The sequence below is a fragment of the Pandoraea sp. 64-18 genome (assembly GCF_001899225.1).
Classification (GTDB): domain Bacteria; phylum Pseudomonadota; class Gammaproteobacteria; order Burkholderiales; family Burkholderiaceae; genus Pandoraea; species Pandoraea cepalis.
In genome coordinates this window covers 27,462-39,389 of the sequence record NZ_MKVU01000016.1, presented here as the reverse complement: position 1 = coordinate 39,389, position 11,928 = coordinate 27,462, and the positions used below count along the sequence as shown (strand labels likewise).

Genomic DNA, 11,928 nt, shown 5'->3' with positions numbered 1-11,928 from the left:
CGATTCATACAGATACTCACTTATTGAAAAATTCCGGCGCTCGCTTCTGCAAGAACGCCGCCATGCCTTCCTTCTGATCGTGCAACGCGAAGCCAGCATGAAAAAGCCGTCGCTCGAATAACAGACCGTCGCCCAGGCGACGACTCAACGGATGGGCATATGTCAGCGCCCGCTGCAAATGTCTTGTCTGAGCCAGTGATGAAAGTTGCATGCACTGGGTCGTCGGCATCGATCCGACCAAGCGCGTCAGTTAGCGGATTGCATGGATTGTCAGATGCCAGCCTGAGCAACGTGCCCCGTCGATGCTTCTCGACAAGTACGGGAGCGCACGTCACCCCCACCTCCTACAGAGCGACCGGCGCATCTTGCGTAGCGGCGGTCTGAATCACGCCCAGGCCGATCAGCCTGGTGATCTCCTCGTGGGTAACACCGTATTCCGCGAGAACCTCAATTGAGTGCTGCCCGACTAGCGGCGCGGCGACATCTGCTCCACGCGCGTCGTCGCTTTTGCCAAGGGCAAAGCCAGGCAGCCGCACCTTGCCGGCAATCGGATGATCGACGCTAGAATCGATTCCGCTTTCGCGATACTCGCGAGAATCCACCACCTCCCTGTACGTCGAAACCGGAGCGCACAGAATGTCGCGAGCGGCTAACAGGTCGAGCCATTCAGATGTGGTGCGGGTCGCAAAGCATTCCCCCAGCGCGCGGCGCAGGGCAGCCCGATTGCGCACGCGATCCGTGTTGGTGACAAAGCGTGGGTCCGATTCGAGATGCGGCAAGTCAACCGCCTCGCAAAGCGACACCCATCTGTGCGGGTGATAAGCGGCAATCATCAGCCAGCCGTCACGGGTTTGGAAGGCTTCGTTGGGAGACGCATAAGGCGCGGCACTGCCGACCTTCTCCGGGTTGGTATCGGAGGCGAGAAACGACGTGAAGCCGACCTGCTGCAGCGCAATAGCTGCCGTAAACAAGCTGATGTCCAGATGCTGGCCTACGCCACCGCGATGTACCTCGTGCAGCGCTGCGAGCACGGCGATAGTGGCCATATAGCCGCCCACCATGTCAGCCACAGGAACCGGTACCTTCAACGGCGCCGAACCTGGCTCACCGAGCGTGCTCATCAGCCCGCTGGCGGCCTGAATGATGCCGTCCACGGCGGGACGACAGCGCGAGGCGCCGGTTTGTCCAAACGCGGAGATCGAGCAGTAAACAAGCTTGCCGTGAGTTGCTTCAAGCGACGCATAATCCAGACCCCACGTTGCCATGACGCCGGGCCGGAAGTTCTCGACAATCACATCGGCCTGCCGAACCATCTCCCTTATCGTTCGCTGGCCAGCCTCGGTTTTCAGATCTATCGCCAGACTGCGCTTGTTGCGATTGACACTGAGATTGGCGACGCTCTCGCCGTTGATCCATGGTGGCCCGATCTTGCGCCCCAGCTCACCGAACGGCGGCTCGATCTTGACCACGTCCGCACCGAAATCGGCCAGCATCATGGAGCAAACCGGCCCGGCCAGCACGTGCGAAAAATCCAGCACGCGTACGCCTCGAAGACTGTCTCTTATCATTTTTTCCTATCCGGTTCTGCGCTGCAAATGACATTCGTGTCACCGATTTGCAGCCATTGAGAACAGGATAGAGAGCGCGCGTAGCGCGGACAAACGACTTTATTGATCGTACCTTTTGACTTTTTGTAAAGTCATGTGCCCCGCCATCAGCGCTAGCTTTGCACCACCGTGGCAAGCCATTCGCGAAACGCGCGCAACGCCGCTGTCTGCCGCTTGCCCGAGGGCCATGCGAAATAGTAGGTGTATGCGCCGCGATCGAGTGTCGGCCCAAACGGGATGACCAGCGTGCCGTCGTTCAAATCCTTCTCGACCAGCGCCTTCTGTGCGATCGCCACGCCGTGCCCCTCGATCGCCGCCTGGTAGGCCAGCAGCGATGTCTCATAACGCATGCCGCGCAGCGCGTTGATTCTCGACACGCCCGCGGCGGCCAGCCACAGCCCCCAGTCGTCGGCGCGAGCGAGCGAATGCAGCAGTGTTTGACTTTCGAGCTGTCTCGGCCTTTTCAAGGTGAGTATGGGCGCAGCCACCGGCACCAGTTCGTTGGGAATCAGGCGCTGCGTGTTCATGCCGGGCCAGTCGCCATCGCCCAGTTGAATGCCCGCGTCAATGTCTTCGAGCGCGAAGTTCAGCGGCGCCGACGACGTGGTCAATTGCACATCGATGTTTTGATTTAGCCGGTGAAAGCTGGCGAGCCGCGGAATCAGCCAGCGCACCGCGAACGTGGCCGGCGAGCGGATGCGCAGCACGTTGTTGCTCTGGCTGCCAGACACGATCGCCTCCGTCGCTTCGCGCAGCGTGGCGAAGAGCGGCATCAACTCCGACAGATAACGAGCGCCCACCGCGGTCAACACGAGACCGCCGCGCACCCGTTCGAACAGCGGCGCCTTCAGAAAATCCTCGAGCGCCCTGACCTGCCGGCTCACCGCCGCTGGGGTGACGGCTAACTCGTCGGCCGCCTTGGAAATGCTGAGCAGACGCCCGGTCGCCTCGAAGGCGCGCGTGGGATTGAGTGGCGGAAGCGAGTCGCGGCGGGCCATGTTCGAGGATTGTCCAGAGAGTATGGGTTAGTGCGACGATACAAAAATCGACGGCGCGCCTTCGTCGGGCAGCGCAAAATTGCGCTTCATGCGCGCGATTTCCTGTAATGGGCTGCCGCCGAACAGCCGCTTGAACTCGCGACTGAATTGAGACGGACTTTCATAACCGACCTGGCTACTCGCCGCCGCCGCGGTCGTGCCGAGCCGCGCCATCAGGAGCCGCGCCTGATGCAAGCGCGTGGACTTGATGTACTGCAGGGGCGAGGTGTCGGTCACCGCCTTGAAGTGCACATGGAAAGTCGGCACGCTCATGCGCGCTTCGGCGGCGAGTTCCTCCACCGTCAACGGTTCCGCAAAATTTGTATGAATCTTGCGGATCGCGCGGGAAATGCGGCCGAAATTGCCTTGGCGACTCAAAGCGGCGCGCATCGAGCCGCCCTGCTCGCCCAAGAAAACCCGGAAATAGATTTCCCGCACCAGCGCCGGCCCGAGGATCTGAGCCTCAAGAGGATTCAACATGGCCTGCAAAAAGCGCAAGACGCTCTGCCCCAGCGGTATATCGAGCGTGGTGGTTGCCATGCCGCGAGGTGGCATCGGCGTCATCGCTTCGTGCTCCTCGAGCTGTAGCAGCAAATCGGCGGCAATGCCGAAATCCAGCCGCAAATAAATCGCCAGTAACGGCTCGGCTTCGCTCGCGTCGGTCTCCATCGAAAACGGCAACGGCACCGAGACCACCAGATAGCGCTGGGCATCGTAAAGATAGACCTGATCGCCCCAGAAGCCGCGCTTGCGCCCCTGGCACACGATCACGATGCCCGGCTCATAGAGCACTGGCGTTCTGGTCAACGACCGATTCGAACGCAGGAAGCGTATATCTGGCAGCGGTGAAAGGTTATAGCCCTCATTGGGCGCGAGCTCGAGCAACAACTCGATCATCTGTTGGCGCACGCGCCCCTGACGTTTCGATGCGGATTCCATGGCGGCGACAAAAAAAACTTAGCGATCGACGAGCGCAGTTTCGCATCGAGTCGGGAAAAGCACCAGCCACTCATAGGATCAGGCAAGAATCACAGACGAATGCGCGTTTTCCGCCGTGTCCCGCGCTCATAACATTTTCACAGGTTGTCGCATGCGGTCATGCCGAGGGCGCGTCATCGGTCGACGCGCGTCGCGCACTTCGCGTGCTTCGAGTGTATTTCCCGCTCACGACAATCACCCTTCCAACATGGACTCAAGGATATTTCATGATCGAAGTAAGGAATCCCGCGGACGGCAGCGTGGTGGGTCACGTCAAGCATCATACTGAGCAGGAGGTGCGTGAGGCGATTGATCGCGCCTGCGCTGCTTTTCCTCAATGGTCCCGGAAGCTGGCCAGGCAGCGCAGCGACTTGCTGCGCAAATGGTTCGAGCTGGTCAGGCAAGACAGGCAGGACTTTGCCGAACTGATCTCGCGCGAGAACGGAAAGTGCCTGACCGAAGCGCTCGGCGAAATCGACTATGGTCTAGGCTTTATCGAATGGTATGCGGAAGAGGCCAGGCGCGTGTATGGCGATACGATTCCATCGCACGCCGCCGATGCTGCAGTGCTGGTCACCAAGGAGCCGATCGGCCCGGTAGCGTCGATCACGCCTTGGAATTTTCCGTTCATGATGATTGCACGCAAGGTCGCTACCGCACTCGCGGCCGGTTGCACGATCATCATCAAGCCTGCCGAGGAAACGCCGCTGACCGCCTATAAGTTGCTTGAATACGCAAGGCGCGCCGGCATTCCCGAGGGTGTTTTTGAAATGGTGACGGGCGACCCTGCGTCCATCGGCGGCATGATGACCAGCGACTCGCGCATCCGGAAGATTTCGTTCACCGGATCGACCAAAATCGGCCGGCTGCTCGCTCGGCAAAGCGCAGATACGCTGAAAAGGCTGACGATGGAACTCGGTGGCAACGCGCCGTTCATCGTGTTCGATGATGCAGACATCGAACAGGCAATTTCAGGGCTCGTTGCGGCAAAACTACGCAACTCTGGACAGGTCTGTATCTCGCCGAACCGCATCTACGTGCAGGCCGGCATTCACGATCGCTTTGTGCAGCGCCTGACGGAAGCCGTCGAGCGAATCCGTGTCGACCAGGGATTACAGCCCGACTTCGTAGTGGGGCCTCTGATCAATCAGGCGGCACTCGACAAGGTGTCTCGGCTCGTCGAGCAGGCGCAAAAGAGCGGTGCGAAAACGTTGCTCGGTGGGCGGCGACACGACAACGGTGGTCTCTTCTATGCGCCGACCATCCTCACGAACGTCGCCGACGACATGGATATCTGCTCGACGGAACTCTTCGGCCCGGTATTCCCGGTTTACACATTCGCCTCCGAGAAGGAGGTGATTGCGCGTGCGAACGCCACCGAATACGGTCTGGTCGCTTACGCATTTACCCGCGATCTCGGGCGGGCATTTCGCCTCTCGCGCGACATCGAGGCAGGCATGGTGATCCTGAACTCAGGCTCGGTGGGTACGGCTTCCGTTCCGTTTGGCGGGGTCAAGCAGTCGGGCTATGGTCGGGAAGGAGGCTATTACGGCATCGAAGAGTATGTTCAAGTGAAGTATGTGCTGATGGCTGGGTTGGCGGAGGCCGCCCAATAGGTTCGATTGGGGGTGCGGACAAATACATGAACTATCGGGAGGTAGTTCATGTATTGACCCAGTGAGAACCCGCTCACGTCATTTTCGAGGTTCAGACGATGAGCTAGGCATTGGAAGAAGACATCAAAAGGTGGACGGCCGGGCGCGAGATATGGGTTCCCCCATCGTCTCGCCGAAAATCGAGCCATAGTCTGGCCGGCTTTATTCCCCCCTCACCAGGCGCCCTCGCCTCGTTGCTTCCCCTATTGAATGGGTGCGCATACATCGCTGGCGAATTCGGCCCACGAATATGTTTCATGCCCGGGTTGATCTTATGATGGGATCTGTTATCTCACGGGTGGCCAGATGAGTTCCCAGCATAGTGAAAGCGATTCGCCGGCATTCTGGAGAGAGCAGGAGATGCTCCTTCTCCAACAAATAATGAGCCTCGTAGGCAAAGGGCTATCGCCGGACGTCATTCTTCGTGAAACGCTCCATCTGATGTCCGAGCTCCTCGGGCTGAACCGTGGGCGCATCGTGCTTCTGGACGATGGTGCGACTGACAGTTGCAGAATCCAATATGCGTATGGCCTCAAGCCGGACGAAATCGAACGCGGGCGCTACAAGGTCGGTGAAGGCATAACGGGGCATGTACTGCGCCATGGCCAGTTGACGATCGTGCAGGACATCGATCGAGACGATGTCTTTCTTGCACGGGCGGTTAAACGAGACCGCCTTCCGCCGGGGCCCGTGTCGTTTATCGCGCTCCCCATCCGAATTGAGGATCGAAGCGTCGGCGTCCTGGCGTGCCATCGAATTCGTGTCCGCAATCGTGCATTATCGAGCGACGTGTCTATTTTGCGGATCTTGTCGACACTGGCCGGCCACCTTCTTCATCTTGATTCGATGATGAAGGCAAAGACTCGCGCACTCGAAGAGCAGAACGAGATGTTGATGCACGCGCTTGAGCATGAGAGCGCGAAGTACGGAATCGTGGGGACTTCGCCTGCGCTGCTTAAAGCGATTTCGGAGCTGGAGCGAGTCTCGAATGCATCGGCGAGTGTCTTGCTGCTCGGCGATTCAGGCACCGGCAAGGAGCTGTTCGCCAGAGCACTGCACTTGTCGGGTCAACGCCGTGACAAGCCGTTCATAAAGGTGAACTGTGCAGCAATCCCCGACACGCTTTTCGAATCCGAATTGTTTGGCTACGAGCGGGGTGCGTTTACGGGTGCGACCGGTGTGCGAGAGGGGCTGTTCGAACAGGCGTCTTCAGGGACGATCTTCCTTGACGAAATCGGTGAGCTGCCTCTCACGTTGCAGGGAAAGCTGCTTCGTACATTGCAGGAGGGAACGATAACCCGGCTAGGTGGGAAGCGTGAAATCAAGGTGGACGTCAGGCTTGTGGCGGCGACGAACAGAAGCCTGGAAACCGATGTTGCGAACGGCCTGTTCAGACAGGATCTGTACTACAGACTCAACGTTATTCCTATTCGGCTTCCGTCGTTAGCCGAGCGCAAAGGTGACATTCGCGCTTTGGCATTGCATTTTCTCAGCCGTACAAACCAGGCAAACCAGCGCAACGTCAATCTTGCGCCCGATGCACTCGCAAGGCTCGAGGACCATCAATGGCCTGGCAATATCCGCGAACTTTCGAATTTTATCGAACGCGTCGTGCTGCTCGCCGACAGGCCAATACTCCATTCGGACGATGTTGAACGGTTTCTACCCGCAGCGGAACCGGCGCCACTGTTCGAGACTCCCGGTTCGCCCCTGCAGCAGACGGTTCAAATTCCGGAAGGGGTGCGTCAGTACATGGCGAACGACTCACATTCGGCAGATGAACTGCGTCAGGCATTGCGCTCGGCTGGCGGCAACAAGTCGCGAGCAGCGCAACGCCTCGGGCTGACGCCCCGTCAGTTCTCGTATCGCTGGCAGAAAATTTGCAGCTAGATACGACTGACAATGTTCGACAAATTGTCGACATTGTCAACAATTTGGGATTGGGTGCTCATTGGGCTTGCAGCGTGGTCGGTCATAAAAAATATAACAAATACAGCACCCTATAGATTTTTACCCTGCCCTGGCACGGTCGTTGCTTTGATGGATGTGCGATCTCGCAGATCGTTTCATCCGGCTCATATGCCACGTCTGTCACCAGGAGAATTACCTTGAGTACCGAAACCGTCACCACGTACCTACGCCCCATCGACCGCGAAGGCCTTCTGAAGTTTGCCGCCGCCGGCCGTGAAAATCCCGAGCGCAAGGGCAGCAACAAGGTCCATACGGTCATGCAGGGGCAGTTCCGCTCGTGGAGCTATGTAGGCACCCACAACCCGGTCGTCGTGGACGAGCCGGTCCATCTCTTCGGTGAAAACACGGTGCCTGCGCCGGGCGAGATCGCGCTCTCGGCGCTGGGCGGTTGCCTGAGCGTCGGCATTACGGCGGTGGCGACCTACCGCCAGGTCAAGCTTTCGCGTCTCGAAATCTTCCTGGAAGCCGACATCGGCAATACCGCCGCGTGGGGCGCTGGTGGCGCCGAACGTCAACCCGCGCAAATGGGCTTCCAGGAAATTCGTGTGAAGGTCCTCATCGAGGGCGACGCCACGCGCGAAGCGCTGGACGACATCGTCAAGCACGCCAATCACTTCTCTCCCGTTGCCAACAGCATGCGCAATCCCATCCCGTTCAGCATCGCGCTCGCGGAGTAAGCCGCAGCACGCTCCATCACACTGAATAACGGGAGTATCGCATCATGAAAGCGGTTGAATTTCCTGGCGACCGGATCGATTCGACGTGGACCGATTCCCACGTCATGGCAAACGTGACGGCCATCTCCGACGGCCCGCTCGCAGAAGCCGCGCATCGTATTGATGAGGGTCATTACCCGCTCGAAATCCTGGGGTCGCTCGGCACCGCAGGCGCGTTCGGCGCGCACCTCGAGCGAGGCGGTCGTCGGGTTGGCCTGGCGCTGGACGCTATGCGCGCTGTGAGTCGCCGTTGTGGGTCAACGGGATTTCTCACATGGGCACATGACGTCTGTGGGCTTTACATGGAGCAATCCGGCAATCCTGCGCTGACTGGCGAACTGCTCGACGATCACACGATGGGGCGTACCTTCGGGGGTACGGCGCTTTCGAACCCGATGAAAGCAATTGCCGGCATCGAAAAGATACTGCTACGCGCAGTGAAGGTGCCCGGCGGATATCACGTTAGCGGCGCACTGCCGTGGGTAAGTCATATCGCGCCGGGACATTACTGCGGCGCCATGGCAGGCGTGTTCCGCGACGATGGCTCGGTGTCGCACGAGATCATGTTCCTGCTGAAGCTGACGCCCGAGGTCGTATTGCGCCAATGCCCGGAATTTTCGGGCATGGAAGGAACCAGCACCTGGGGCGTGCGCCTCGACAACTACTTTGTCGGCGACGCCGCAATGATCGCAGATCCTGCTCGTCCTCTCATTGCGAAGATACGTGCTGTATTTGTGTTGCTGCAAGCCGGGATGGCAATGGGCATTGCACAGGGCAGCATCGACTCTATCCGCGAAGTCGAGCCAGTCCTTGGTCACGTCAACCAATTTCTGGAAGACGGTCCGGCCGAGCTTCAGGCGGAGTACGACGAGCTGTGGAGTCGCGTCGCCAAGCTCGCGCAAACGCCATACGACGGCAGCAAAGACTATCTACTTCATGTGCTGGACGCGCGCGTACAAGGCGCGCAACTGGCATTACGTGCTGCGAATTCGGCGCTTATGCATCAGGGCGCGCGCGGCTACCTTATGAGCGCTGCGCCGCAACGCCGTATTCGCGAGGCTCAGTTCGTCGCGATCGTAACGCCTGCCATCAAGCACCTGCGTTGGGAGATGGCTCGTCTGTCGAAAGAGGAGGTCCCCGAATGAGCACCCCGACGAATTTGCCGTGGCGGCAATTCCTCTGTCGCGCCTGCGGCTTGATTTACGACGAGGCATTGGGCGATCCCGATAGCGGGCTTGAACCGGGGACGAGATTTGAGGACATTCCGGAGGACTGGGCTTGTCCGCTCTGTGGCGTTGTCAAGGCGGATTTCGAGCCTTACGAACCGTTGGAGCGCACTGCACGCTCGGACGATGCCGCGGTCGTTACGCCGACACGTGAGCTCGGCGTCGTGATCGTGGGCGGTGGCATTGCCGGTTGGAGTGCGGCAGAGGCGTTGCGTGCGCTCGACCCCGCTGTACCTATTACGCTCGTGACCGCATGCAACGGCGACAGATACCTCAAGCCGGAACTGTCCGTCGCACTCGGGCGCAGCCTGAAGCCTGCCGATCTGGTTCGGGAGTCGGCCGTCAATGCAGCTCGGCGCCTTAATGTGCGTCTGATGACAGAAACGTTTGTCGTCGGCATTTCTCCGTCCATCAAACAGGTACGTACCACGCGAGGTGCGCTTCGCTATACGAAGCTCGCGATCGCGCAGGGCGCGCGCCCTGCACTACCGGAGCAAATGCCGGCCTCGCTATGTTGGCGTGTCAATGATTTGGCGGGATGGTCGGGGATTCAGGCACGCCTGGATGGCGCGAAAAAGACCGTTGCGATCGTCGGTGCCGGGATGATTGGGTGCGAACTCGCGGAGGATTTTGCGCGTGCAGGCCATGCCGTGTCGCTAATCGATATCAACCTCGGCCCGCTGGCCAGTCTGGTTCCAGCGGTCGTCTCTGACAGGCTCCTGACGGGCCTACAGGATGCGGGTGTCAGATTCTTGGGGGGGCGTCGCATCGAGAGGATCGAGAAAGCGGACAACGGCCAAAGGATCATTCAAATGCAAGGCGGCGAGCAAATTCGCGTTGATGAAGTCGTCGCTGCGACGGGGCTCGTCACTGAGACCCGCCTCGCGAAAATGGCCGGGCTCGCGTTTGATCGAGGCATCGTAATCGATCCGCACACGATGCAGACAAGCATCGAAGACATTTATGCGATTGGCGATTGCATCAGCGTTGCCGGCGTGCCATGCCGATTCATCGAGCCGATCGTGCGGCAAGCGGGGGCGCTTTCGCATCACGTGCTCAACCGCGAGCATGCCGGTTATGTTCACAGCACGCCGCTGATTCGTCTGAAAACGAAGGCATTCCCCATCGTTATCCACGGCGTCCCGAGCGCCAAGGGTACGTGGGGTGCTCCCGATGATCGAGAGGGTCAGATTCGGATTGAGCAGCGCCTCGATGGTCGAGTCATTGCCCGCATCGAAGCGGGTTTCGCACAGCAGCGGCTTGTCGCTTGAATGCCTTGCTGCCCGTAGGGCGGCTAACCCGAGTCCGAATCAAACCAGGTGCGTCGAACATGAAAGATGAAAATCCGTATCGTCCGTATAGCGCAGACCACTCGCTGGAGCGCTGCTCATGCGGCATGCACGCCAGTCAGGACGAACACGATGCCCGCAGCGGCGTTGTCGCTCGCCCCCCAGTGCACGATGAAGACGTCCAGTCGCGCCATTTCCTCGAAATGGTAGCTGTCAGGGCGCTGTTCCCCCACGACGCGCTGCGCCGGCGATTCCTTCGCGCGGTCGGCATCAACGCCGCGCGTGCCGCCATTGCCAGCGTGCTCCCATTGGCCGACCTTCAGGCGATGGCGGAAGAAAGGCGTCCTCTGGAGAAGAAGGACCTGAAGATAGGTTTCATCCCGATCAACTGCGCCACACCGCTGATCATGGCGGATCCCATGGGCTTCTATCGGGAGCAGGGTCTCAACGTCTCGCTTCGCAAGACGGCCGGTTGGGCGCTGGTTCGAGACCAGATGCTTAATCACGAGCTCGACGCGTCGCATTTCCTGGCACCGATGCCGCTCGCTATTTCCATGGGGCTTGGGTCTTCCGCCCAGCCCATGCGAGTCGCAGCTATTCAGAACGTCAACGGCCAGGCCATCACGTTGGCGCTGAAGCATAAGGACAACCGGGACCCGAAGCACTGGAAGGGCTTCAAGTTCGCCATTCCGTTCGAGTATTCCATGCACAACTTCCTGCTCCGCTACTACCTGGCGGAGCATGGACTTGACCCCGACCGTGATGTTCAGCTCCGCGTGACTCCGCCTGCGGAAATGATCGCCAATCTGAGGGCCGGCAACATTGATGGGTTCCTCGGACCGGATCCCTTCAATCAACGTGCTGTGTATGACCAGGTGGGTTTCATTCACATCTTGTCGCGCGACATCTGGGACGGGCACCCGTGCTGTGCGTTCGGTGTAGCGCAGGGCTTCATTGACCAGAACCCGAACACATTCGTGGCGTTATACCGTGCGTTGCTGAAGGCGTCCGCGAGCGCTCACAAGTTAGAGAACCGTCCTGCGATCGCGCGCGCCATCGCGACGCCAAACTATCTGAACCAGCCGGAATCGGTCATTCTGCAAGCGCTCAGTGGCCACTACGCCGATGGGCTCGGAAATGTGCGTGATCAGCCAGATCGAACGGATTTTCAACCGCTTCCGTGGTACTCGATGGCCACCTGGATGCTCACGCAAATGCAGAGGTGGGGCTACATCAAGAAGCAAATTTCCTACGATGACCTTGCCAAGAAGGTGTTCTTGCTTACAGATGCAAGTGCGCAAATGAAGGCACTGGGGCAGGAAGTCGACCACGATGCGTTGGCTGGCGGGATGCGGAAATTCTCAGTGATGGGCCGTGAATACGACCCTGCCAACCCGGCCAAATACCTTGCAAGTTTTGCGATCAGGCGGACCTGATTCAAAGGATATG

General features: G+C 59.3%; 9 protein-coding genes and 1 pseudogene. 6 read left to right on the top strand and 4 right to left on the bottom strand.

Features of this window, described 5'->3' with window-relative positions; all coding sequences use genetic code 11:
• Positions 1-16: 16 nt before the first annotated feature.
• The 4 genes and pseudogenes from BGP02_RS13720 to BGP02_RS13705 form a co-directional block, all read right to left on the bottom strand.
• A pseudogene (locus tag BGP02_RS13720) lies at positions 17-136 on the bottom strand (enoyl-CoA hydratase); the annotation flags it as partial.
• A gap of 208 nt (positions 137-344) precedes the next feature.
• Positions 345-1,568: a CaiB/BaiF CoA transferase family protein gene (locus BGP02_RS13715; RefSeq protein WP_286798719.1), complete on the bottom strand. Its 1,224-nt coding sequence runs from the start codon at positions 1,566-1,568 to the stop codon at positions 345-347.
• 152 nt (positions 1,569-1,720) lie between these two features.
• A complete protein-coding gene (locus BGP02_RS13710) occupies positions 1,721-2,605 on the bottom strand; it encodes a LysR substrate-binding domain-containing protein (protein WP_017232433.1) in 885 nt (294 codons plus the stop codon).
• 27 nt (positions 2,606-2,632) lie between these two features.
• A complete protein-coding gene (locus BGP02_RS13705) occupies positions 2,633-3,583 on the bottom strand; it encodes an AraC family transcriptional regulator (RefSeq protein ID WP_150564168.1) in 951 nt (316 codons plus the stop codon).
• A gap of 266 nt (positions 3,584-3,849) precedes the next feature.
• On the opposite strand from BGP02_RS13705, the gene BGP02_RS13700 reads away from it, so the two are divergent.
• The 6 genes from BGP02_RS13700 (at position 3,850) to BGP02_RS13675 (ending at position 11,915) form a co-directional block, all read left to right on the top strand.
• The gene (locus BGP02_RS13700) at positions 3,850-5,238 is read left to right on the top strand and encodes an NAD-dependent succinate-semialdehyde dehydrogenase (protein ID WP_286798718.1); all 1,389 of its coding nucleotides are present in this window, start codon (positions 3,850-3,852) and stop codon (positions 5,236-5,238) included.
• A 399-nt stretch (positions 5,239-5,637) separates the two neighbouring features.
• Positions 5,638-7,167, top strand: a complete 1,530-nt coding sequence (locus BGP02_RS13695; protein ID WP_286798717.1) for a sigma 54-interacting transcriptional regulator — start codon at positions 5,638-5,640, stop codon at positions 7,165-7,167.
• Between the two features lie 218 nt (positions 7,168-7,385).
• The gene (locus tag BGP02_RS13690; protein WP_017232437.1) at positions 7,386-7,925 is read left to right on the top strand and encodes an OsmC family protein; all 540 of its coding nucleotides are present in this window, start codon (positions 7,386-7,388) and stop codon (positions 7,923-7,925) included.
• 44 nt (positions 7,926-7,969) lie between these two features.
• Entirely contained in the window at positions 7,970-9,109 is a 1,140-nt protein-coding gene (locus BGP02_RS13685; RefSeq protein ID WP_150564166.1) for an acyl-CoA dehydrogenase family protein, read from the top strand.
• Positions 9,106-10,461, top strand: a complete 1,356-nt coding sequence (locus tag BGP02_RS13680) for an FAD-dependent oxidoreductase (RefSeq protein ID WP_017232439.1) — start codon at positions 9,106-9,108, stop codon at positions 10,459-10,461. Before BGP02_RS13685 ends, BGP02_RS13680 begins: the two co-directional genes overlap by 4 nt.
• Before the next feature lie 59 nt (positions 10,462-10,520).
• Positions 10,521-11,915 carry a CmpA/NrtA family ABC transporter substrate-binding protein gene (locus BGP02_RS13675; RefSeq protein WP_026131681.1) on the top strand — a complete coding sequence of 465 codons (1,395 nt, stop codon included), beginning with the start codon at positions 10,521-10,523 and terminating at the stop codon, positions 11,913-11,915.
• The last annotated feature ends 13 nt before the right edge of the window (positions 11,916-11,928 follow it).

Bases quoted from the DNA above. Each gene is read 5' to 3' on its own strand.
- BGP02_RS13680 (WP_017232439.1), top strand. From the start codon at position 9,106: ATGAGCACCCCGACGAATTTGCCGTGGCGGCAATTCCTCTGTCGCGCC.
- BGP02_RS13695 (WP_286798717.1), top strand. From the start codon at position 5,638: ATGCTCCTTCTCCAACAAATAATGAGCCTCGTAGGCAAAGGGCTATCG.
- BGP02_RS13675 (WP_026131681.1), top strand. From the start codon at position 10,521: ATGAAAGATGAAAATCCGTATCGTCCGTATAGCGCAGACCACTCGCTG.
- BGP02_RS13685 (WP_150564166.1), top strand. From the start codon at position 7,970: ATGAAAGCGGTTGAATTTCCTGGCGACCGGATCGATTCGACGTGGACC.
- BGP02_RS13715 (WP_286798719.1), bottom strand. From the start codon at position 1,568: ATGATAAGAGACAGTCTTCGAGGCGTACGCGTGCTGGATTTTTCGCAC.
- BGP02_RS13710 (WP_017232433.1), bottom strand. From the start codon at position 2,605: ATGGCCCGCCGCGACTCGCTTCCGCCACTCAATCCCACGCGCGCCTTC.
- BGP02_RS13700 (WP_286798718.1), top strand. From the start codon at position 3,850: ATGATCGAAGTAAGGAATCCCGCGGACGGCAGCGTGGTGGGTCACGTC.
- BGP02_RS13705 (WP_150564168.1), bottom strand. From the start codon at position 3,583: ATGGAATCCGCATCGAAACGTCAGGGGCGCGTGCGCCAACAGATGATC.